Origin of the sequence: Lentibacillus sp. Marseille-P4043 (assembly GCF_900258515.1) — a bacterium.
Taxonomy (GTDB): domain Bacteria; phylum Bacillota; class Bacilli; order Bacillales; family Amphibacillaceae; genus Lentibacillus_C.
Genome location: NZ_LT984884.1, coordinates 1,800,255 through 1,823,508, shown reverse-complemented (window position 1 = coordinate 1,823,508; position 23,254 = coordinate 1,800,255). Strand labels below are relative to the sequence as shown.

Genomic DNA, 23,254 nt, shown 5'->3' with positions numbered 1-23,254 from the left:
GATAAAAGTGCAACGATCACAACGATACGCTGCACTTTTTTTATAATTACCTATAAAATCTTATTCAAAAATCCCTTCGTTCGCTCTGATTCCGGTTTTGTAAAAATTTGCTCCGGATCCCCTTCTTCAACAATGACCCCTTCATCCATAAATAACACGCGATCGCCTACTTCTCGAGCAAATCCCATCTCATGTGTGACAACAACCATTGTCATTCCTTCATGTGCTAGCTGCTTCATTACTTCCAAGACCTCTCCAACTAATTCAGGGTCTAAAGCAGACGTAGGTTCATCAAATAGCATCACTTTCGGTTCCATGGCAAGAGCTCGGGCAATTGCCACACGCTGTTGTTGTCCACCAGATAATTGACTTGGATACATATCGGCTTTATCGTTTAAGCCAACCTTTTCCAACAATGCTTTTGCACGTTCTTTTGCTTCCTCATTACTTATCTTACGTACTTTTTGCGGTGCCAACATAATATTTTCAATAACGGACCGATGTGGAAACAAGTTAAACTGCTGGAAAACCATGCCCACTTCCGTTCGAATCTCATTAATGTCAGTTTTCGGATCTTTCAAATGTTCGCCATCCACAACTACATCCCCACTGGTAATCTCCTCAAGCATGTTCAAGCAACGCAGAAACGTACTTTTCCCAGAGCCACTGGGTCCGATTACACAAACAACTTCTTTTAATTCTATTTGACAATTGATCCCTTTCAACACTTCCAGATCGCCAAATTTTTTATGCAAATCCTTTACTTCAATCATTGAATATCTAACCTTCTTTCAACAAGACGTAAAATGAGGGATAAACTCAAAGTAATAGCAAGATAAAATAGTGCAACTGTTGTATAAATTTCAACAGCATTAAAATGGTTTGCCGCAATCAAACGTCCTTGGAAAATCAGCTCTGGAACAAGAATGACGGATAAAAGCGAGGTATCCTTAATACTGATAATAAATTGATTACCTAGAGGTGGAATCATTCGTTTGAACGCCTGTGGCCAGATAATATAACGCATCGTTTTCCCGTGATCCAAACCAAGTGATCGTCCTGCCTCCATTTGACCTTTTTCAATTGATTGGACTGCACCACGAACAATCTCGGCAATATATGCTCCGGAATTTAATGCAATTACGATCACACCTGCCGTAACGGATTCAAAATTAAAACCAATGATTAACGGTAGCGCGAAAAATATCCAAATTGCTTGCACTAACACTGGTGTCCCGCGAATAACTTCGATGTATACACTAGATATCCAATAAATCAATTTGTTTTTAGAAATTCGGCCTAAACCGAAAATTGCACCCAAAATAAACCCAATAAGGAGCCCAAGTATCGAGATGAGGAGGGTGTAGTATAAACCTGTTGCTATTTGTGGTAAAAAATCAATAACGCCTGCCCAATTAAATCTGCCTATCATTTTTTCACCTCTCCTGGTTTAAATTTCTCTAAAGCTGGTGATATTTAAACTATTAAAAGTTAAAAAGGGTGTAACAATTGGATGGTTACACCCTTTTGTAATTAGCTGCGTTCTATTACGCTGCATAGAAACGCCCCAATTTTGTCCGCTTACCTAAATCTATTCAGGTTTTTCCCCGAACCATTTTTCATAGATTTCATCATACTTTCCATTTTCCTTCATTGTTTTCAATGCTTCATTAACTGCATCAACCAATTCCTCTTGATCTTTCGCAAAAGCGATTCCATAATTCTCAGCCTCGTAAAGGTCGCCAACCATTTTTAGACTGTCCTCACCTTTTGTTTGAATATAATAGGCAACGTTTGGTGCATCATACAAAATCGCATCGGCACTGCCATTTTCAACAGCAAGGTATGCCTGGTCAAGCTGTTCATATTGATTTGCCTCTGCACCGTCAATGTTTTCCTTAATGTAGGCAGAACTCGTTGATCCAAGTCGTGTCGCAATTGTCTTCCCTTCCAAATCTTCCATACCTTTTATTTCGTCATTATCAACCGCTACACCAATACGTAAACCGGATTCATAATACGGATCACTGTAATCAATTTTCTTTGCCCGCTCTTCTGTAATACCGATACCTGCTAAGGCAATATCAAATTGACCCGTCTGTAAACCAGGTATAATCCCGTCAAAATTGGTCGTTTCCAAATTGATTTCAAATCCGACTTCATCGGCAATCGCATTAATAAGATCAATATCGAAGCCAACATATTCACCGTCTTCTTTAAATTCAAATGGAACAAACGATGTATCACTAACAACTGTATATTCGTCTTTTAACCCATTCCCATCCTCTTTTTCCGATCCATCTGCTTCATTGTCAGATCCACATGCGGCTAGTCCGATAATTAATAATGAAAACAAAATGAAGCCTAGAAATTTTCTGCTTTTCTTTTGCATTACTTTTGTCCCCCTTAAGTAGTATTAACTAATACGTATTCATTAACTTTAACAAAGATTCATTTTTTAGAAAAATCCAATTAATGTGCACCACTAATAATAGAAAGGCTAATAATGGACTAAGAGTTACATAATTTCCATCATCCGTTCATTTATTACAGATATCTACCAAATACGATAGATTCTGATGGTTTTGCTTGTTATGGGGATAGTTTTGTAAAACTTCTAATTTATGGAAGTAGTCATTTTGGCTTATGAGCGAAGAAATAGAATGGGGATTTTGCTAAATTTAAAAAGCAGCACCAATCTTGAGTAAGATCGGTGCTGCTTTTCTTTTTATTCATCAAATAAACCCATGCTCAAATACCGCTCACCAGTATCAGGAGCAATACACAATACCCGCTTACCTTTCCCTAATCGTTTAGCAACTTCAATTCCTGTATAAATTGATGCTGCACCAGATAAGCCAACAAATAACCCTTCCGTCCTTGGTAGTTTCTTAAACATATCAACTGCTATATCATCTTCAATTAGCATAATTTCATCGTAAATATCTGTGTTTAAAATTTCTGGGACAAAGCCTGGGCTCGTTCCAACCAACTTATGTTTTCCAGGTTTTCCTCCAGATAAAACAGGCGATCCTTTTGGTTCTGCAATGGTTATCGACAGTTCTGGCAGTTTTTCCTTTAATACTTCACCTGTTCCAGTAACGGTTCCACCTGTTCCTGCAGTGCAAACAAATGCATCAAGGTTACCATCCATTTGATCGTAAATTTCCAGTGCCGTTGTGATTCTGTGAATGTCGGCATTTGCCTGGTTCTGGAATTGTTGCGGAATAAAACTGCCAGGGATTTCGTTTTGCAGTTCCATGGCCTTTTTAATACAACCAGGCATTTTTTCCTCACTTGGGGTTAAGACAACCTTTGCTCCAAAGGCTTGCAAAATATTTCTTCTTTCCATCGTACTATTATCAGGCATGACCATAATTGCCTGGTATCCTTTAGCTGCAGAAGCCATCGCAAGCCCTATTCCAGTGTTCCCACTTGTCGGCTCAATAATGGTTCCACCTGACTTAATCAACCCTTGTTCTTCCGCGACACGAATCATGTTTATTGCCGCACGGTCTTTAACACTTTTGCTTGGGTTAAACATTTCTAATTTAACAAAAACATCTGCCACATCTTCCGGGACAAGTCTGTTCAATTTTACAACAGGTGTATCCCCCATCAATTCTGTCATATTGTTAACAACTTTCATCGTCCAAGACACCTTCCCGATTTTAACAATGTATTTTAACGTAATTTAATTCCTAGTACTTTACTATACAATACATGATACTAATTATTGTTACGTGTTTACAAGTTATTTGGCTTGGAAATATAATTTTGATTGTTTGTGCTTTTTGCCCCGTATCCCGTATATACTTCACTTTCAAGGGATGGGCGGAAAATTTCGTAATCGAAAAATAATCTAAAAAAAGGAATTTAACTATTATCTAGGTGCACTTTCCTAGAACATCTATCTAGAATACTAATTTCAACACTAAATCCATTGATAAAAAATGATTTTATCTCTATCAAGAACATTTTTCGTAAATTGTTGATAGTTTATGTACATGGTATACTAGAAAAAACATCTTTAGAGGAGGTGAAAAAATGAGCGAGCAATTATTACAGCAAATGGTAAATGAAATAAAGGATATAAAATCCAATATGGCTATGAAGAGAGATTTAGAATACATGGCTACGAAGGATGATCTCAGTTCTATGGCTACGAAAGATGATCTTAGTTCCATGGCTACTAAAAAAGACATTGAATCCATGGCCACAAAAGATGATCTCAGTTCTATGGCTACCAAAAAGGACATTGAATCCATGGCCAAGCAAATTGATCGTAACTTTGAACAAATAGTCCGCAATTCAGAAAAACTGAATGACCTCTCCAACAATCAAAACCGTCATGAAAAAATACTTGAAACACTCTCAGTACGATCCATTGAACAAGAAGGAAAAATACGAAATTTGAAGCAGGTTTAAGTGTTTAACAGATTCCCCTTTAAAATAAAAGTGCCCAGTTTATATTGTAACGGGTTCTCTTTAGAGGTGCAAACAAGAGAAAAACATCTCAAATCACAGAAAATTCACAAAAACATCAGGGCAATTCACAGTAGTATTAACTTCTAATATTTGTTGGTGATAGAAAATTTATTGGGAGATTTCTGGTTCTGCTACAAATGGCCGCTCCAGAAAAACACTGCGCTTTCCGTGGGCGGCTGATGAGCCTCCTCGTGCTGTCGCACTGCGGGGTCTCACCTAGGCCTCTTCTCCCACAGGAGTCTCCGTGTTTTTCTTCCGCTGGATAGCAATCAGGGACAACAATTTTAAGTTAGATAATCTTAACTAGCGTAGGCAGAATACGTAGACTCCTGCGGGAACAGCACGTGTCCGAAGACCCCGCAGAGTGATTTGAAAAGGAAGGTCGACTAAAACCGTCCTTTGCGGACAACGTCGACATACCCCTCGCCGGGGCAAGGAGGCTGAGGCCGTGCCCGCGGAAAGCGAAGTATTCTGCCGGAGCGGTTTTCCAGCACTAAATTAAGCGAGGATGTGAGAGTCAACAATATAAAATTTATGTCATCTACAATCGGAACCGGCCCTTTTTGATTTCCACTTGTAAAATAACTGGTAGTTTATCAAATAAAATAGCAGAGTGAGAATATCTATTCCCACTCTGCTAAAGTTATTGCTATTTATCATGCTATTTTAACCAACAAATAGCCAAATGCATTGATATAACTACAAAAATAAGGGTGCGATACTGTATGTGATTTTGCACCCCATTTATATTGTTATTTGTTGTTTTGCAACCTTATAGAGAACCCGTTAGTTTATATTGGGCACTTTTCTAAATTAGTATATTTATTCTACTAGAGATCACCGCCCACCAGTCCGCTCTCAGCTATACAGTTCCCCACCTTCAACCGCAACACGATGAAACAACTGAACTGCTTTTGACTTAATTGTCTGATGCTCATCCTTTTTATACACAGCAATAAAGCACGTAGCGGGGCCTGATGATTTTTTCAAATCAAGATCACTCGAAAAATGCAGGGACGAATTTGGAAATAGTTGCTTCAGTTCATATAAAATACCTTTCGACCCAACTGGAACAACGCTTAAAACACTATTATGCTCACAATACCATTGAAACAAATTAAGTGGTGCGACTGCTTCTTTTTGTTGGATGACTTCTTCACCGACTAATGGGCTTCCGATAACAGCAACAGATACTGCTTGATGATTAGCATACGACTGTTCTTCATTACGTTGCCGCTTCCCTAACACGGTAATCCCTGTTGCTGATTGTGACAAGGAAAAATTGGATTCGGTACTGCCTGTAATCGGGAGTTCGGCAATTCCTAATTCATCCGTTCCTTGCTTTATTCCTGCAATCAGCGAAGGCCATGTCTGTTCGTCATTAAAATTTTGCAGTGTGACTGAAAACGGAAAACCCCCTGCAGCAGCACACTCCATATATGCAACGCGAAAGGCAAAATAGGCTACAATATCATAGGGTACAGAAACATTGTCAGCTAGTTTCATTCCAATGGAGCCACTATTATCGCAAGCGATGACAATATCGGTATTTTGATCAAACGGTACAATTAACGCATCCCTTTTCATTTCAACATCTCCACTATTTTTCCATGAAATAGCGTGACAAACTTTGGAATAAACAACAGGGCAACACCCGCATTAACTACCGCTCCAATTAACAATGAAGGCAGAACGGCAAGGTAAAAAGAAATTCCTAGTAAAAACAACATCGGTAATGCTGCGAGTAAACTGTTGCTGAAAACAAAAAATAGACCGGCTAGCTTTCTTTTTCCTGACAAATAAATAACGCTAAAGAACCAAACAATGATTGCCATTTCCAAAGCAATAATCACATGCAGCGGCCCTAGCGGCATGCCTGCAATAAGCGCTGACATAAGATGCCCGAAGCCTGCAACAAGCGCTCCCATTTGCTTGCTAATCAAAACAGCAGCAAGCAAAGCTGGAAACGCATCAAGTGCTATGCTGCCAACAAATGAAGGGATTTTGATCATCGCACCAATGACCGAAAGTGCGATAAACAGAGCCAACAGGCATAGTTTTTTCGTCGTCACTCTCCCTTCTCCTTCCGTTTACCATTGCGGAACACCTTGGCACTTCGAACATATTCAACATCCGCAACGCCCATTCTTGCATTGACAACCCTTGCCAGGGCAAAGAAATAATCAGAAAGTCGATTTAAATACTTGAGTGGTACATTTGATTCTAGTTGCTCGTGTTTCATAAGACGGACAACCATCCGCTCTGCCCTTCTCGTAATTGTCCGAGCAATATGAATCGAGGCTGCCGGTTTGGTACCACCTGGCAAAATAAACCGCTCCACTTCTGGTGCCTGGTCGATAAGCTGATCGATTTTTTCCTCCAAATAGTCAATTGTTTCTTCTGCAAGCTTTAATGGTCTTCTTTTAGAAACGCTTGCTAAATCGCCGCCACAATCAAATAGTTCGTGCTGAATTTTTTCAAGATCCTCTAGAATATCGGAGAACTGGTTTGGATCCAATTCCGTCACTATTTTTCCAACAAAACTATTTAATTCATCAACCGTTCCGTATGCCTCGACACGAATGTCATCCTTATCAACTCGCCCACCAATCAAAGCTGTTTGTCCTTTATCACCTGTTCTTGTATAAATTCGCATGTTTTTCCCTCCGAAATAATTATTTTAGTTGTGTTTGGACCCCATACCAGATCATGTCCAAACGATCACACTTTTCCACTAAGTCCTGATAAAACCAACCTGTCGCATCCCGCCATGCCCGCATTTGTTGCTCCATTGGCACGATTCCTTTGGAGATATCAGATCCAATGACCACGAGTTTCCGGCAAGCTTTTTCATCTTCCCAATTTACCCAATTGCTTATGATAGCCCGTCCAAAATCTCGAATTTCGCTTATACTTTGCGTTTCCGACCATTTGTACACCCAATGCTCAACACCATTTAAGACGATTAAATCCTGTCCAAATGCAGCCAAATCTTTCGGGCATGTTTCATCGTAAGCAGCTATCCAGTGCCAATTTGAGACATTGTCAAGCTGGTAAAATTTCCTCACCCACGCGGATTTTCCATTGTAGGCACCGCCTGTAACAATGTGCATGCTTTTTCCCTCCTAAAATCATCCTTTAACCAACACAACCGGTAACCCCCGCCATAAGGGATTTTCCATTCAAAAAAGGACCTGTTTTGCCCTGAGAAAACAGACAATAAATAGCGAATAACACCGCCGTGAGTCACAATAGCACTATCTTTAGCATCTGAATCGAGAATCTGTTTTTTTACCATGGTAAATCCCGTACGTATTCTGTCACCAAATGCTGCAAAAGACTCACCACCGTCAGGACTCGCTGTATATGGGTTGTCAAGCCAATGTCGATATGCTGGCAGATGTTTTAGTTGATCATATGTTTTGCCTTCCCAAGCACCAAAGTTCATTTCTCTCATTTCCTTCAATGCCTGGACAGGCTGACTGGGAAATAGAATTGCTGCTGTTTCCAGACAACGGGTTAAATCACTAGAAAATATTAGATCCTGTTTTGGTAGGTTTATACAAAGATCGTTACACCCTTTAGTACTCAAAGGCGTATCCGTCCAGCCAATATATGTTCCCTTTTGATTCGCGGTTGTCATCCCATGCCGTAATAATGTAATAGCCAAATCATCATCCATAAGCAGACTTCCACCCCTTCCATTGATGCGCCAACAACATCTCCAGTTATGCCACCAAACCATTTACGAACTTTTTTGCGGATAACTAGAAAAAGCATAAGCGCAACGAGAAACATCCCCATAACCATCAACAAGATTGGTATACCCGTAAACCAACCTATAAAGGTAAATAGGATAAGGTAAATAAAATAGCTCCATAACGTTGAGCGCTTACAAGATTGCTGAAATAAATGTCCGAGCCCCGTTTCTTTGGCGGGATGTACTAATGCGAGCATCATTCCCATTACTATTCTGCTAAAAAACGGTACAAAAATGATCAGAACAATAGAATGAAACTTGAGTCCAAGCATGATTTCATAGATAAATAGAAATTTGGCACTAAGTAACACGATGACACTTAGCACACCGAACGCACCGATTCTCGGGTCATTCATAATTTCAAGCCGTTTCGTCTGATCACGATAGGAGAAAAATGCGTCACTAGCATCCATCCAACCATCAAGGTGGATCCCACCAGTTAGAATAATCGGCAGCAACCAAATGAAAAATGCAATCGCGAGCGGTGAAAAGAGCGTCCACTCGGTAAGACCGTACAACGAGCCACCATACGTAAGCCCCATTAGCAGACCAAATAAGGGAAACATTCTAATTGCCCGTTCCAAATTTTTAGCTGTCATTGGAACTTCTTGGTGGATTGGCAAAATACTAAAAAATTGTATCGTAATAATTAATCCATTTACATATGATTTCATTGTGTGTTCCACCGTTTTAGAATGGTAATTATTTGGTGCCAATCCAGATGCGCTTTTAATTTTTCTGCCAAATCATCATATTTATTGTCCGTTATCGAATTTGCTGCTTTAGGCGTAGTTTGCTGATCAGATAGTGAATCTTCTGCTTCTATCAAATGTTCCACATGGGGTAAAAGCCCCAACACAGGGATCCCGGTTTTTTCTTCCATCCAGCGAATACCATCCGCAAATAGTGCCGGATCACCACGAAACTTATTAATGATAATCCCCTTTACACGTGCTCTTTCTTCTGGATGCAATAATTCTAAGGTGCCCACAATACTGGCAAATACCCCTCCCCTATCAATATCCGCAACAAGGAGGACGGGTACATCGGCGATTTCCGCCACCTTCATGTTAACCAGTTCTTTATCCTTTAAATTAAGCTCAACCGGACTCCCGGCACCTTCCATTACAACGACATCATAATCATTACTTAGTTTGGTCAATGATTTGTGAATGACTTCCAAACCCGTTTCATAAAAAGTATCCCGATAATCCCGCCCAGACAACGTGTTTGCCGGCTTCCCAAGCAAAACCACCTCTGCTTGCAAATCAGAACGTGGTTTCAGCATAATCGGATTCATCCAAATGGTTGGTTCTTGTTTTGCTGCCTCTGCCTGTAACGCTTGAGACCGTGAAATTTCCGCTCCATCCTTCAAAAAATACGTGTAATTGGACATGTTCTGGGATTTAAAAGGTGCAACAGTATACCCTTCATTAGCTAAGATCCGACAGATTGCTGTTACAAGCAAACTTTTACCTACATTAGATGCTGTGCCTTGAATCATCACGCCTTTCACCTGACATTCGCTCCCTTCATAGCGATCGGGACGCCTGTTTCCACCAAGTAAGCCTCCGTTGCATCCTCGACAATTTGCTGGTGTAGTTTCCCAAGCAGTCTGCAATACACATGAACGAGTGCGCTGTCTAGCATCGGTTCATGTAATACTTCGTTCGAAACGATTAAAAGTGTTTTTGCATGCGTCCTAATTGCCTCCATCCCTTGCCAGATCGTTTGCATAACTGTTTCTTGATCATCCGCTTGTTTCAGGGAATTTTCCGAAAATCCCTCCCGAAACAATTCATTCGTCAGCAAAACAGTTAAACAATCAAGCAAGACAATATCATGTTGCTGCAAAACATCGACCATTGTATGTAAATCTACCGGACATTCCGTCGTTTTCCAATGAAGCCCGCTTTCCTGACGCTGCCGCTGGTGACGGGCAATTCTTTCTTTCATTTCACGATCTGTCGGTTTAGAAGTCGCTATGTAATGCAGGTTCCCGTCCATTTTTTCGGCAAGTGATGCAGCATACCCTTCCGCAAAGGTACTTTTTCCACTTCTAGCACCACCTGTAATGAAAATCAATCCTTGTTCTTCCATGCTGTTAATGCCTCCATAAGGATGTCATTCTCTTCCGTTTGTTTAATGGCAAATCTCAACCATCGTCCATGTAGCCCATGGTAATTTGCAGTATGTCTGGCAACGATCCCTCTTTTTAATAAAAATAAAAACAATGGCAGTTGATCATCTAGCTCCGGATCCCGAAGCAAGTAAAAATTCACCTTGCTATCGGAAACAAGATAACCCTGACCCCTTAATGAATGCACCATCTTTTTACGCTCAGTAGAAATAAATGTGCGTGTACGATACCCATAATCTTCGGCTAAAAGACATTCCTTTCCAGCCAGCATTGCCAGTGCATTTACACTCCAATGTGGTTGGTAGGCTTCAAGTTTTTCAATAACCTCAGGAGCAGCAAGCAGATAGCCCAGTCGCAAACCAGCAATTGCATACATTTTTGTTAATGACCGAATAACAGCTAAATTAGGGAAATCATTGATCATTGGTGCCATCGTTATTGGCTCTGCTAAAAAGTCATAAAAAGCTTCATCCATAACCAGATAGCAATCATGCTTCCGGCAAGCCTTTAGAATTTTAACTAGAAAATCTTCTGAATAGATGATTCCAGTCGGATTGTTTGGATGACAAAGAAACAGCACATCAGCTGCAGCTAACTCAGCTTCCAGTTCGTCTGGTTGTAACTCCCATTTTCCCTCCGTCAATGTCACGTAGGAAACCGAACAACCATATGCTGCACACGTGCGTTCATATTCGGAAAAAGTAGGCTGAATTAGCAGCACCCGTTTACCTGCAAACATTCTAGCCAGTAATGCAATGATTTCCGCTGCCCCATTTCCAAGCAAAATGGATTCCATTGGCAACTGTTCTTTTTCCGCAATACGTTCTACTAATTCCTTTCCAGTTGGATCAGGATAGTCATCCACTGCCGCAAACCAGGAAGACCATTTTCGCTCTATTCCTGCGGGTGAACCGAGTGGATTTAGATTCACACTAAAGTCAATGACCGCTTTAGGCATTGGTAGTCCCATATATTCATATACATAATTCGGATTAGATCCATGTTGTGGCCAATTCAATTGTGATTCCTCCAATCATAAAGCATACCAAGAATAGGAAAACGGTTCTCCGCATTAGCGTAATGGTTTGCGAAATATGTTTAGGCTGTAATGGAACGTGAAAATCCCCCATCTTCTGGGAAGCCGATTTTTTCCCCTGATAATAATTGGTTCCGCCAAGTTGAATTCCTAATAAAGAAGCAACCGCTGCTTCTCCCCAGCCACTATTAGGACTATTATGTTTCCTTGCATCACGAAACAGGATCGACCAAGCATTTTGAAAAGTGGTGTGCTTTGGTCGTTGGGCAACCATCATTATGAAGGCCGTTAACCTGGCTGGGATCCAGTTAAGTAAATCATCAAGTCTGGCAGAAGCCCAACCAAATTCCTGATAGGTAGCATTTTTATAACCGACCATCGAGTCACACGTATTCACCGCCCGATAAACAAGTGCCAATGGTGCACCACCAATAAAACTCCAAAAGAATGGAGCTGTTATGCCATCACTCGTATTTTCCGAGACGGTCTCAACTGTGCCTCTCGTAATTTCTCCTTCTGCTAAGCGCTCCGTATCGCGCCCAACAATATAAGAGAGTTTCATTCGAGCATTTGCCAGATCCCCTGATTCCAACGGATGATATACGTTCATTGCTGCTTTTGCTAAATTATTTTGCGAAATGGTTGTCGCAATCAATACAGCCTCCATCATCATCCCGACTAGAGGGGGCAATTGATAACAACAGGTCACAAGTAAGAGACTTAGACCAAGTACAATGCTGACAACAATCACGACCATTAAAAGCCCCTTCGATTTTCGATAGCTTCCCTTATTCATTCTTCTATCTAAATAAGAAATAAGCCGACCAAAACCTTTCACTGGATGTGGCCAATTTTCCGGATCACCAACAAGCCAATCAACGATATATGCGAGACCAATAGCTGCAAAATGGTAAATCATTTGGGGTTTTTCCTTGCTACATAATGCTGTAGTGCTTGTTTCGTACAAGCGAAAACGCCTTTGCCAACAAGGCTTCCTAATGGAGTGATCGAACCGCCAAAGGAAATTTCAGGCCCCTTTTGTGTTGCAGCAATTAGCATACTATCTGTTGATGTCCCTGTTGCATATGTTTCGGTAATTTGATCCAAAATCGATTCCTCCCGAAGTGCTTTTACCTTTGCTTCGGTTGCCGTCATAATACACTGGATAAACGCCTCGTCTGTCAGTTTTCCATTCACAAATACCCATGTATTAATCGTTCCTGGTGATTGCGTAAAACCATGCTTTTCCCCGAAAGCTACATCAACCGCATTTCCAGTTCCAGCAGTCACAACCACAAATATAGAACATCCATCCATTTCCAAAAACTGATAGGAGACATCTTTTAAGTCAACCGCTGTCATCATGCCAACCGTTTCATTCGGTTCAAAACCATGATCAGTTAAATAGTCGATCATATCTTGTTTATGGTCGTCACAATTATAATCTTTTCCAACATGGCGATTCACAAATGACCGGTGCCACCCCATTCCTGAACCAGTTACACCAGAGGACAATGTTTTTAGCGGGATAGGTGATTGCAAATGAATCATTTCCTTGCTAACTCGCAAAAAATCTTCTTTAATTAGCGGTACCTCTTTCTTACTGTCCTGTTTTTCAGGAACCAACATAATCTGCGGTTTGGGAATTTTCGGATGGGGATATTTTTCAATCCGAGTTTCATAAACCTCCTGTACCTTTTCCGCCTTCAATACTTCATCTGGTTGATCACAAGTTTTTATGCCGCCTTGATGCAACATCAATAACCGATCACAATACAAACTAGCCAAATTCAAATCATGAAAAATCGACACGACCGTTAACTGTTTCTCATTGGTCCACTTTTTCAATAGATCTAGCAATTCCTTTTGAAAAGCTAGATCAAGGTGATTAGTCGGTTCATCCAATAGTAGAATTTGCGGATTCTGGGCCAAGGCTTGGGCTAAATAAACACGCTGGCGTTCCCCACCAGAAAGCCTATCAAGCAAGTCATCCTGGTAATGATCAACACCGGTTTGCTTCATCACTTCCTGCACAACCCGTTCATCTTCCTCGGAAGACGACTGAAACAGCCCTTTTTGATGGACATATCTACCGAGTGAGACCGTCTCTTTCACGGTATAACTAAATGTTTGCGACGTATGCTGAGGCAAAACAGCCATCCATTTTGCAAAATCTTTGACCGAATAGGACGAAACCGACTCCCCATTCAATGTAATCTCACCAGACTTGATTGGCAAAATACCACTCATCATTTTCAGCAATGTTGTTTTACCACTGCCATTCGGGCCAATAATGCCAAAGAATTCCCCCTTGTTTACACGGAAGGAAACATCCTTTAGAATAGCTTCATTTGAATATCCGCCGGAAACATGTAAGACATCGATCATATTACCCTCTCCCTTTCAGCCGTTGCCTCATTAAAATAACCGCAAAAATTGGTGCACCAATTAAAGCAGTAATAACGCCAATCGGCAATTCAGATGGTGCAATGATAGTTCGGGAAACCAGATCAGCCAGAATCAGAAAGCCGGAACCAGCCAAAGCTGATAACGGTAGTAAATGCTTGTGGTCAGGCCCCCAAATAATTCGAATAAAATGCGGGATAACTAGGCCAACAAATCCAATCGTTCCAGATACTGCAACAGACGCACCCGTTAAAATAGACCCGGCAATAAGAATGTTCATTTTTTTGCGCTCAACATTGACACCTAGATGTTTTGCTTGATCTTCACCAAATGACATCGCATTCAATTCTGTCGCATGCATCATCAGAATCGCCGATCCAACCGCAAAAAACGGCACGATGATCCCAACATAGTCCCAGCCACGCATCGATACACTGCCAAGTAACCAGCCGATAATTTGCCTTAGTTCCTCACCAGTCAGGGCAATCATTAACGAAATCAAAGCTCCAAGAAACGAACTAAAAATGACCCCGGTTAAAATAATTGTCTCCACTCGCATTGTTCGATCCACACGTTTCGCAAAAAATAACACAATGAAAATAGTAAAAAACGATGCAATAATGCTTAAAACAGGTAATGTGTACAAACCAAGAAACGGCAAGGACAGATTAAAAAAGATCGTCAGTACCGCACCAACACTGGCCCCGGATGATACGCCAAGGGTATAGGGGTCAGCCAAGGGATTCCGCAATAACCCCTGAAAAGCTGCCCCAGCAATGGAGAGTGATGCACCAACAATGCCTGATAGAATGACACGCGGCATCCGAATGTCCATCACAATATTTTCATACATCGTGTCTACTGAATCCGGTATAGATGTCTGTGTAATCGAGGCAAATAAGATCCTCAAAATAGCCTCGATTGGAACTTTTACCGTGCCAATGGAGACCCCCATCAATACAGCTACGATCAAAACCAGCAACAAGATGGGATAGGCACTTATTTTTTTAGTCTTTGAAAACATCTGGATAGATCGCCTTACCAAGTTCCTCCGCTCCCTCAACCAAACGAGGGCCTGGACGATTAACAAGATCAGCATTTACATCATAGATCTGCTCGTTTTTAACTGCCGTGATGTCCTCCCAGCCTTCTCGTCCGGTTACTTCAGCAACTGGATCATCCACATACGATCCATATGTCGTAATCACAACGTCCGGATTCATGGAAATAACGGATTCTTCATTCATTTTAACCCAACCATCCTGATCTACAGCGGCATTGTCAGCATTTATAACAGATAATAGTTCATCCATAAATGTATTTTTTCCCGCGGTAAAAATCTCTGGAGAAGGTGATATTTCCATATATACCTTTTTCCGTTCATCCTCCTTAATCGTGTTCGCCTTTTCTTCAAGTGCTGTCAATTTATCTTTCATATCACCAATAACTTGATCTGCTTTTTCCTGTGCTCCAGTTGCTTTTCCAATCAATTCAATAGTTTCATAGACTCCCTCAAAATCAGTTGCTTCCCCAACAGTTAATACTGGAATTCCTGACTCTTCAATCTGTTTCAGTGCCTTCTCATCATTTGTTTGATCCGCCAAAACCAATTGCGGGTCAAGTGCAAGGATTTTTTCGACATTCAATTCCAAACCACCGATTTTTTCTTTTTCCGCCGCTTCTTCCGGATAATTGTCGTGATCGGAAACTCCGACAATTTGGTCACCAAGGCCTAATGCAAAGGCAATTTCCGTATTACTTGGCAACACCGACACAATGCGTTCTGGTTTTTCCTCAATTGTTAACTCTTCACCAGTTCCATCTGTAACGGTTACAGGAAAATTGGCTTCCTCTGTCTGTTCTGTTTTCGCATCTTCATTACTGTTGTTATCTTTTTCGGCATCATCCTCTGAGGCGCCGCAGCCCGCCAATATTCCGATAAACATGATCATCATCAGTAATAGTAACTGTATTTTTTTCAATTTCATTTCTTTTTCCTCCTGTTTTCCTACTCTTATTAAAGCGCATTCAAGAAGTTATTGATTAAAAACAAATTTAAAATAAACTGCCTTCCATTTTCAAAACAACCTATAAAACAAAAAAACACCTCTACAACAAGAGATGTTTACAATGGACTCCGCTCTAAGCGTATAGAATAAACCACAAGCTTCTACCGATCGACCATACACCTCCCTATCCTCGTAGGTTTACTGGCATATCAGATTCGGGCAGGTCTCCTGGCTCATGGTTATCGTTTCCTGTTCCTTCCCATATACATCGTGTACACAGTGGTTTGTACAGGCTACAACCATTTACAGTGGCGGGACCGCGTTGGAGTTTCACCAACTTCCCTATTAAGTCTTTATTGAAAAAGACACCCAATCTTCTATGTATATTTAATTTAACAATTTTTAGTATACACCATTTTCAACCACTAGAACAGGGAAAATTAGACAATATGTGACAATGTTCTGGCTTTTGTTGGATGATGATTTGGTTCTCGCGCCGATGTTTTCGTCCTCGCGCCGATGTTTCCGCGCTCGGGACGATGTTTCCGCGCTCGCGCCGATGTTTCTGCTCTCGGGCTGATGTTTCTGCGCTCGCGCCGATGTTTCTGCTCTCGGGCTGATGTTTCTGCTCTCGCGCCGATGTTTCTGCTCTCGGGCTGATGTTTCCGCGCTCGCGCCGATGTTTCTGCTCTCGGGCTGATGTTTCTGCTCTCGCGCCGATGTTTCTGCTCTCGGGCTGATGTTTCTGCTCTCGCGCCGATGTTCCTGCTCTCGGGCTGATGTTTCCGCGCTCGCGCCGATGTTTCTGCTCTCGCGCCGATGTTTCTGCTCTCGCGCCGATGTTCCTGCTCTCGGGCTGATGTTTCCGCGCTCGCGCCGATGTTTCTGCTCTCGCGCCGATACCGACCACCGCCGCGCGTGCTTACCACCCAATCAAACTCCCCGCATATTCCCCCACAAATACGTATGCAGTTGTGGCAAAACGCGTACATCTTTCAGCACGTCGCTATTCATTACCAATTCAATCAACCATTCATACCGGTGCAGCAAATGCTCAAGCAACTTCCCATCGTCAGCGTTTGCGGTGTCATCATTTCCTACTTGCAAAAATATTGGAACATCTGGATAGCTTTGATGAAGCCTAGTTGCATAGTCTAAATCTGCTTGATCAAAAATAACAACTTTTAAACTGAATGATCCCTGCTGATGCAATGTTAAAGAATCAATAATGGAATCAAGTATGTCAAAATTTGTCCGCATTCCAGAACTTGGTGGTTTTGGCGAAAGGGTCAGCTCATCAATCTTTACGAACCATGGCTGCCACTTGCTTCCTTGTGTCTCAAGTGCGATTTTTATTTGCTGGTCATGAAGCAGATCAACAAGTTTATCTAACCCTGCAAGCAATGCGGGATTCCCACCAGAAATGGTTACATGGCCAAAACGTCCGCCTGCTTGTTCCTGTAATGCCTCCCAAATATCTTCCGGCTCCATCATTTGGATGTTTTCCTTTTCTGATCCATCCCACGTGAACTTAGAATCACACCAGGAGCAAGAATAGTCGCAGCCCGCGGTCCGGACAAACATTGTTTTTTGCCCGATTACCATTCCCTCTCCCTGAATTGTCGGCCCGAATATTTCTAGTACTGGCAGCTTCATTTAACATCATCCCCCTTTGGACGGTAGATGCAGTAGCTTGTTGGTGTTTCACGTAGAAAAACTTGTAAGCATACTGGCCGATTAGGCAATGTTTTCAAATGGTCTTCGATGATGTCATAAATCGTTTGAGCGACAATCTCCGTCGTTGGAAATTTTTCCGGCTGCTCGTTAGAAAAAGCAGGATCATCATTCAATGTTCCATGGTCAAACCGTTTGTGAATGATGTTTTTGATCTGTTTAAAATTTACCAAAAAACCTAAATCATCTAGCTTATCGCCGCCAATTGTGATATTGGCAAAATACGTATGCCCATGTGTATGCTGACATTTGCCAGCATCTGCACTTGGTATATAATGTGCCGCTGCAAAGTGAAAGTCCTTATTTAATTCATACGAATAATCATGGTTTGGAACGGGATAAATTTGCTGCATCATTTGGCAATCTCCCCTTCCCGTCTATTTTCATATTGCTCAAGTCCTCGTTGGCGTAACTTACATGACGGGCATTCTCCACAGCCGCTTCCCTTCACACCGTTGTAACAAGTCAGTGTATGCTCTTTGACAAATTCAAAGGCGCCTAGGTCATCACTTAATTCCCACACTTCTGATTTGTCCCGCCACATCAACGGCGTGTGTATCACAAATTGATCATCCATTGCTAAATTCAAGGTCACATTCAATGACTTCACAAAGCCATCACGGCAATCTGGGTAACCACTGAAGTCAGTTTCGCTCACCCCTGTAATAATATGTTTGGCGCCGATTTGTTTAGCTAAAACGGCCGCAAAAGAAAAGAACAGTAAATTTCTGCCCGGCACAAACGTTGATGGCAAGCCTTCCCCTTCAGTAATTGCAATATCATTCCTTGTCAGTGCATTCGGCGCTAATTGATTTAATAGTGACATATCCAATTCATGGTGTGGCACTTCTAGCGTTTGGCAAATTTCCTTAGCACACTCCAATTCTTCAATATGCCGCTGTCCATATTGAAATGTAACAGCCTCCACATGTTCAAACTTTTCCTTAGCCCAGAACAAGCATGTCGTACTATCTTGCCCACCGCTAAACACCACAACTGCCTTATTATTATTCATTTTCATTTCCCCTCTCTTTTGCATCTCAAAAAGAAGAGCTTCAACAATTTTTCCATCAAAAAAACAACACTAAGCAGCGTGTTGTTTTCGACTCCTTAGTTTTTTATCGAGGGATGGAATTTCGAACCTCTCCTGCAACATATGCAGATTTCTTTTTTTGTTATGTTTCTACTTTATCACGTTTTCGGTCACCTGTCATGGCTATTTCTGGGATTTCCTAGCATAACAGCACCAACATATATATAAACATTTAAGATAAACGCATTTCTGAAAATTGCATTGCATGTTGAGGTTTGGTAATGTTAATTTCATAATGTCAAAATATTCAAGGGGGCTTCATGAAGAAAGTTTCAAGAGTTTTTTATATCACATTACTTTTAGTTGTATTAACGGTTATCTTCGGTGCAACGTTTCCAGAACAATTCGAAACGATATCTGGTAACATAAAAGCATTCGTTTCTACATCATTTGGGTGGTATTACTTACTGCTCATGTCCGCTTTGGTTATCCTATCTGTTATCATTTCAATTAGTCCATATGGAAAAATTCGTCTCGGAAAGGACAATGAAAAGCCGGATTTCTCTACGCCAACATGGATAGCTATGTTGTTCTCAGCAGGAATGGGAATCGGTTTAGTTTTTTACGGAGCCGCTGAACCACTATTCAACTATGCTGTTGACTCTCCTTCAGCGGAAGTTGGTTCGGAAGCTGCATTCAAGCAAGGACTCGCATACTCCTATCTACACTGGGGTGTTCATGTTTGGGCGATGTATGGCATTATTGCTTTGGCCTTGGCATTTTTTCAATTTCGCAAAGGAGAACCTGGTTTAATTTCCGCAACATTGAAGCCATTGTTCGGCAACAAAATGAATGGTCCACTTGGTATTTTGATTGATGTACTTGCTGTTTTTGCCACGGTCTTCGGAGTCGCCACATCGCTTGGCTTCGGTGCTGTGCAAATTAACGGTGGGCTTTCCCATTTATTCGGTGTCGATATTGGGTTTACATCCCAATTTTTGATTATAGCTGTCGTCACCATTTTATTTCTTATCTCAGCATGGACCGGTTTGAGTAAAGGGATTAAATATTTATCCAATACCAACATGGTACTTGCTGTATTACTGCTAATTGTCGTGTTGATCGTTGGACCAACATTGTTGATTTTAAACATGTTTACCGAGACATTCGGTTGGTATATGCAGCATATTGTGGAAATGAGTTTTCAATCTGCTCCCCTTGAAGGTGATAATCGGGAATGGCTTGACGGCTGGACCATTTTCTTTTGGGCATGGTGGATATCCTGGGCACCATTTGTCGGGATGTTTATCGCTCGTGTATCACGTGGACGTACGATCCGTCAATTTCTAATCGGCGTGATGGTTGTACCGACCTTTTTTATCTCGATCTGGTATGCAGTGTTCGGTACGACAGCAGGAAATGTGCAGAACAGTGGTGTTGATTTGACGCAATATTCAACAGAGCTCGTGTTATTTAACATGTTTGATCAGTTGCCAATACCGCTCATCCTATCTGTCATTGCAATATTGCTCATTGCATCATTCTTTATTACCTCTGCAGATTCAGCAACATTCGTACTGGGTATGCAGTCAACAAATGGTTCCCTCATACCGCCGAATAAGGTAAAAGTTATCTGGGGTATCGCTCAATCTGCTGTTGCACTTATTTTGCTGTATGTCGGTGGATTAACTGCGATTCAGAATACCATTATTATTGCTGCACTGCCGTTTTCCTTTGTGATGATTTTGATGGTAATCGCATTATTTAAAGCACTGAATAATGAAGTGAAAAATGAAGAAAAAGAATAAATAATGAAAGAGAACTACCTGGAAAGATACCGGTCTTTCCAGGATTTTTTTATCCCATTTACGCTTCGCTATCCGTCATTCGCCTATTGGAAAAGACAGATAACCATGGTACAATACCTATAATTCATATAAAACTAATAGGAATTATAGGGATTAAACGGAGGTGATCGCTATGTTTTTAAAAATAAATGACATATCCAAATCATTTCAGCGTGGAACTGAGCAGCCGTTATTGGTATTAAATGATATTAATCTATCCATTGAAGAAGGAGAATTTGTTTCCCTATTAGGACCTTCTGGCTGCGGCAAATCAACGCTTCTTTCGATTACGGCTGGGCTGACCAAACCAACTGCTGGCACGGTACTTCTGGACAACAGTGAAATAAAAGATCCAGGACCAGACAAAAGCATGGTTTTCCAGGAGGCAGCGCTTTTTCCTTGGATGTCGGTCAAAGAAAATGTGATGTTTCCACTCAGAAAAAGAATGGGGAAAAAAGAACAAGCAGACACCGCCACACATTTTTTGAAAATGGTCCACCTCAGCCAGTTTGCCGACCATTATCCACACGAGCTTTCCGGTGGGATGCAGCAGCGTGTCTCGATTGCTAGAGCACTTGCGATGGATTCCAAGCTTCTGTTAATGGATGAACCATTCGGTGCACTGGATGAACAGACAAGAAACGTATTACAAGAAGAACTGGAAAAAATCTGGCTTGCTAACAGAAAGACAATTGTTTTTGTCACACACAGCATTCGTGAAGCTATCAAACTATCGGATCGTGTCATTGTTATGGGCGCAAGACCGGGAACCATCATTTCTGATTTCAAGGTTGATTTACAACGGCCACGTCCACAAAAAGAGATAGCTAATTTAGAAGAGGATGTAATGGCTATTTTAAAAACCGAAATAGACAACGTGATGAAAGAGGAGTTGCAACATGCCGGTAGCAATTAAACGTATACTGTTTTTCGTTTCGCTCATCCTGATCTGGCAAGGTGTCGTGCTAATCGGTTTCTGGCCTGAATCGATGATACCAAGTCCATTATCTGTTGCCGAATCCATTTATGATGGGCTCCGAGACATGACACTTGTGTATGATATTCTAGCAAGTTTCCGTCATTTACTTATCGGCCTTGCTATCTCATTAGTGATTGGCACTATCCTTGGCGTTTTGCTTGCCAAAGTTAAAACAGCCGACGAAACGCTAGGGACGATGATTCTAGCATTGCAAAGTGTTCCGAGTATTGTTTGGGTGCCGCTTGCTATTATCTGGTTTGGATTTGGCGAAACAGCGATCATTTTTGTCGTCATTATTGGCGGTACGTTTGTCATGACGATGAATATGCGGATTGGCATCAAAAATGTCGCACCAATTTATTTAAAAGCAGCACGAACAATGGGATCAAGGGGAATGGATTTATTTTTTAAAGTTGTCATCCCGGCAGCTATCCCACATGCGGTGACAGGTGTGAGACTAGCATGGGCATTTAGCTGGCGAGCACTAATGGCCGCGGAATTACTAAGCACAGGCCCAGGACTAGGATACACACTCAGCTATGCATCCGACTTTAACAATATGAGTCTCGTAATTGGGATAATCATTATCATCGGTGTCATCGGCTCCGTTGTCGATCAATTTGTTTTTCAACGAATTGAAAATAAAGTACTAAAACGCTGGGGATTGGAAGAAGCAGCATAATAAAAGGCTGTTCTCAAAAAGAAAGGAGTAATCATCTTGAAAAAAAGCATTGTTTTTCTGTTCATGAGTTTTTTACTCATTCTAGGTGCATGTGGCAATGATTCGCAAGCATCATCTGATGACGGAAGCAAAAAGGAAAAAATCGTTATCGGTTATTTTCCAAACCTTAATCACGCACCAGCAATGGTAGCAAAAGAAAAAGAAATGTATGAAAAACATCTAGGTGAAGATGTCGATGTGGAATATCGTACATTCCCAGATGGATCTACTTTTATGAAAGCTTTGGCAACAGGGGAAATCCAAGGTGGGCTTGTTGGTCCGGGTCCAGCGATGAATAACTTCATTTCTGGTGTTGATGTTCAAGTAATAGCAGCATCTTCAACTGGCGGAACAGTGATTGTTTCACGTAAAGATAGTGGCGTAAAATCTGTCAAAGATATCGAAGGAAAAACCTTCATTTCCCCGCGAGTTGGCTGTACACACGATGTTCAGTTTGAAACATACATGAAGGAAAGAGGGATTACATCTGACCGTGTTGGCGGAAGCATGAAACACGTAACAGGCAAGCCAGCACAATATCAATCCATGTTCGAAAGTGGCAATGTCGACGTTGCCACAGCACCAGAACCATGGGGATCTGTTTTGGAAGCAAAAGCAGATGCAAATGTTGTTGTCGATTCAGATGAAATCTCTTTTGGTAAAAACCTGCCAGCTGCCGTATTTGTCACCACATCAGAATTGGCTGAAGATGACCAGAAGCTTGTAACCAAACTGATTGATGCCCACAAAGAGGCAGTTGAATATATAAACGAAAATCCCGATGAAGCAATCACGATCACAATAAATGGAATTGCAGATATTACTGGACAGGAAATAGAGCATGATGTAATGGAAAATGCCTGGAAGCGAACCAATTTTGTTTACGATATGGACCCAGAGGTAATCCAACAATTCGGTAACTCCTCCTATGATTTGAAGTTTTTGAAGGAGAAGCCAGATTTCACAGGATTTGTGAATACAAGTTTTGTAGAGTGATTGGGACGCGGGGACAGGTTGAGGCCACTGAAAAAGTCACTCTGAAAATTCGATAATTTAATAAAAGCTAAAAAAACACCCCTAAAATTTGGTATAATAGAACTG

General features: G+C 41.4%; 26 protein-coding genes and 2 riboswitches. Of the genes, 5 read left to right on the top strand and 21 right to left on the bottom strand.

Features of this window, described 5'->3' with window-relative positions; translation table 11 throughout:
* Positions 1-50: 50 nt before the first annotated feature.
* The 4 genes from C8270_RS08920 to cysK form a co-directional block, all read right to left on the bottom strand.
* Positions 51-773, bottom strand: coding sequence for an amino acid ABC transporter ATP-binding protein (locus C8270_RS08920; protein WP_106496494.1), 723 nt, complete (start codon positions 771-773; stop codon positions 51-53).
* A complete protein-coding gene (locus tag C8270_RS08915) occupies positions 770-1,432 on the bottom strand; it encodes an amino acid ABC transporter permease (RefSeq protein WP_106496493.1) in 663 nt (220 codons plus the stop codon). Before C8270_RS08915 ends, C8270_RS08920 begins: the two co-directional genes overlap by 4 nt.
* Before the next feature lie 159 nt (positions 1,433-1,591).
* Complete coding sequence (locus C8270_RS08910) at positions 1,592-2,392, bottom strand: transporter substrate-binding domain-containing protein (protein ID WP_106496492.1); 801 nt, start codon at positions 2,390-2,392, stop codon at positions 1,592-1,594.
* 336 nt (positions 2,393-2,728) lie between these two features.
* Positions 2,729-3,649 (bottom strand): cysteine synthase A, encoded by a 921-nt coding sequence (gene cysK, locus C8270_RS08905; protein WP_106496491.1) that lies wholly within the window; start codon positions 3,647-3,649, stop codon positions 2,729-2,731.
* Between the two features lie 398 nt (positions 3,650-4,047).
* On the opposite strand from cysK, the gene C8270_RS20260 reads away from it, so the two are divergent.
* Positions 4,048-4,428, top strand: a complete 381-nt coding sequence (locus C8270_RS20260) for a hypothetical protein (RefSeq protein WP_199794662.1) — start codon at positions 4,048-4,050, stop codon at positions 4,426-4,428.
* Positions 4,429-5,346: 918 nt separating this feature from the next.
* Here C8270_RS20260 and C8270_RS08895 read toward each other — a convergent pair.
* The 17 genes from C8270_RS08895 to queC form a co-directional block, all read right to left on the bottom strand.
* The gene (locus C8270_RS08895; protein WP_106496490.1) at positions 5,347-6,075 is read right to left on the bottom strand and encodes an ATP-binding protein; all 729 of its coding nucleotides are present in this window, start codon (positions 6,073-6,075) and stop codon (positions 5,347-5,349) included.
* A complete protein-coding gene (locus C8270_RS08890) occupies positions 6,072-6,560 on the bottom strand; it encodes an ECF transporter S component (protein ID WP_106496489.1) in 489 nt (162 codons plus the stop codon). The genes C8270_RS08895 and C8270_RS08890 overlap by 4 nt, the downstream gene beginning before the upstream one ends.
* Entirely contained in the window at positions 6,557-7,144 is a 588-nt protein-coding gene (locus C8270_RS08885; RefSeq protein ID WP_106496488.1) for a cob(I)yrinic acid a,c-diamide adenosyltransferase, read from the bottom strand. Before C8270_RS08885 ends, C8270_RS08890 begins: the two co-directional genes overlap by 4 nt.
* Before the next feature lie 19 nt (positions 7,145-7,163).
* Positions 7,164-7,601: a bifunctional adenosylcobinamide kinase/adenosylcobinamide-phosphate guanylyltransferase gene (locus C8270_RS08880; protein WP_106496487.1), complete on the bottom strand. Its 438-nt coding sequence runs from the start codon at positions 7,599-7,601 to the stop codon at positions 7,164-7,166.
* The gene (locus C8270_RS08875; protein ID WP_158701674.1) at positions 7,553-8,170 is read right to left on the bottom strand and encodes a histidine phosphatase family protein; all 618 of its coding nucleotides are present in this window, start codon (positions 8,168-8,170) and stop codon (positions 7,553-7,555) included. Before C8270_RS08875 ends, C8270_RS08880 begins: the two co-directional genes overlap by 49 nt.
* Positions 8,128-8,922, bottom strand: coding sequence for an adenosylcobinamide-GDP ribazoletransferase (gene cobS / locus C8270_RS08870; RefSeq protein ID WP_106496485.1), 795 nt, complete (start codon positions 8,920-8,922; stop codon positions 8,128-8,130). Before cobS ends, C8270_RS08875 begins: the two co-directional genes overlap by 43 nt.
* On the bottom strand, positions 8,919-9,752 hold the full coding sequence (locus tag C8270_RS08865) for a cobyric acid synthase (RefSeq protein ID WP_234028525.1): 834 nt from the start codon (positions 9,750-9,752) through the stop codon (positions 8,919-8,921). The genes cobS and C8270_RS08865 overlap by 4 nt, the downstream gene beginning before the upstream one ends.
* An 8-nt stretch (positions 9,753-9,760) precedes the next feature.
* Positions 9,761-10,348 (bottom strand): bifunctional adenosylcobinamide kinase/adenosylcobinamide-phosphate guanylyltransferase, encoded by a 588-nt coding sequence (locus C8270_RS08860; RefSeq protein WP_106496483.1) that lies wholly within the window; start codon positions 10,346-10,348, stop codon positions 9,761-9,763.
* Entirely contained in the window at positions 10,330-11,406 is a 1,077-nt protein-coding gene (gene cobD / locus C8270_RS08855) for a threonine-phosphate decarboxylase CobD (protein ID WP_106496482.1), read from the bottom strand. Before cobD ends, C8270_RS08860 begins: the two co-directional genes overlap by 19 nt.
* A complete protein-coding gene (gene cbiB / locus C8270_RS08850) occupies positions 11,381-12,343 on the bottom strand; it encodes an adenosylcobinamide-phosphate synthase CbiB (protein ID WP_106496481.1) in 963 nt (320 codons plus the stop codon). Before cbiB ends, cobD begins: the two co-directional genes overlap by 26 nt.
* Complete coding sequence (locus C8270_RS08845) at positions 12,340-13,812, bottom strand: adenosylcobinamide amidohydrolase (protein ID WP_106496480.1); 1,473 nt, start codon at positions 13,810-13,812, stop codon at positions 12,340-12,342. The genes cbiB and C8270_RS08845 overlap by 4 nt, the downstream gene beginning before the upstream one ends.
* A 1-nt stretch (position 13,813) precedes the next feature.
* A complete protein-coding gene (locus C8270_RS08840; RefSeq protein ID WP_106496479.1) occupies positions 13,814-14,854 on the bottom strand; it encodes a FecCD family ABC transporter permease in 1,041 nt (346 codons plus the stop codon).
* Positions 14,838-15,818, bottom strand: a complete 981-nt coding sequence (locus C8270_RS08835; RefSeq protein ID WP_106496478.1) for an ABC transporter substrate-binding protein — start codon at positions 15,816-15,818, stop codon at positions 14,838-14,840. The genes C8270_RS08840 and C8270_RS08835 overlap by 17 nt, the downstream gene beginning before the upstream one ends.
* Positions 15,819-16,040: 222 nt before the next feature.
* A riboswitch (cobalamin riboswitch) is annotated at positions 16,041-16,227 on the bottom strand.
* Between the two features lie 52 nt (positions 16,228-16,279).
* Positions 16,280-16,768, bottom strand: coding sequence for a hypothetical protein (locus tag C8270_RS08830; RefSeq protein ID WP_158701673.1), 489 nt, complete (start codon positions 16,766-16,768; stop codon positions 16,280-16,282).
* A 4-nt stretch (positions 16,769-16,772) separates the two neighbouring features.
* Positions 16,773-17,495, bottom strand: a complete 723-nt coding sequence (gene queE, locus C8270_RS08825) for a 7-carboxy-7-deazaguanine synthase QueE (protein WP_106496476.1) — start codon at positions 17,493-17,495, stop codon at positions 16,773-16,775.
* A complete protein-coding gene (locus C8270_RS08820) occupies positions 17,492-17,929 on the bottom strand; it encodes a 6-carboxytetrahydropterin synthase (protein WP_106496475.1) in 438 nt (145 codons plus the stop codon). Before C8270_RS08820 ends, queE begins: the two co-directional genes overlap by 4 nt.
* Entirely contained in the window at positions 17,926-18,588 is a 663-nt protein-coding gene (queC, locus tag C8270_RS08815; RefSeq protein ID WP_106496474.1) for a 7-cyano-7-deazaguanine synthase QueC, read from the bottom strand. The genes C8270_RS08820 and queC overlap by 4 nt, the downstream gene beginning before the upstream one ends.
* An 89-nt stretch (positions 18,589-18,677) precedes the next feature.
* A riboswitch (PreQ1 riboswitch) is annotated at positions 18,678-18,724 on the bottom strand.
* A 202-nt stretch (positions 18,725-18,926) separates the two neighbouring features.
* Here queC and C8270_RS08810 point away from each other — a divergent pair.
* The 4 genes from C8270_RS08810 (at position 18,927) to C8270_RS08795 (ending at position 23,149) form a co-directional block, all read left to right on the top strand.
* Positions 18,927-20,414 (top strand): BCCT family transporter, encoded by a 1,488-nt coding sequence (locus C8270_RS08810; protein ID WP_106496473.1) that lies wholly within the window; start codon positions 18,927-18,929, stop codon positions 20,412-20,414.
* Positions 20,415-20,586: 172 nt separating this feature from the next.
* The gene (locus C8270_RS08805) at positions 20,587-21,369 is read left to right on the top strand and encodes an ABC transporter ATP-binding protein (RefSeq protein WP_106496472.1); all 783 of its coding nucleotides are present in this window, start codon (positions 20,587-20,589) and stop codon (positions 21,367-21,369) included.
* The gene (locus C8270_RS08800) at positions 21,353-22,114 is read left to right on the top strand and encodes an ABC transporter permease (protein WP_106496471.1); all 762 of its coding nucleotides are present in this window, start codon (positions 21,353-21,355) and stop codon (positions 22,112-22,114) included. Before C8270_RS08805 ends, C8270_RS08800 begins: the two co-directional genes overlap by 17 nt.
* Before the next feature lie 36 nt (positions 22,115-22,150).
* Entirely contained in the window at positions 22,151-23,149 is a 999-nt protein-coding gene (locus tag C8270_RS08795) for an ABC transporter substrate-binding protein (RefSeq protein WP_106496470.1), read from the top strand.
* Positions 23,150-23,254: the final 105 nt, after the last annotated feature.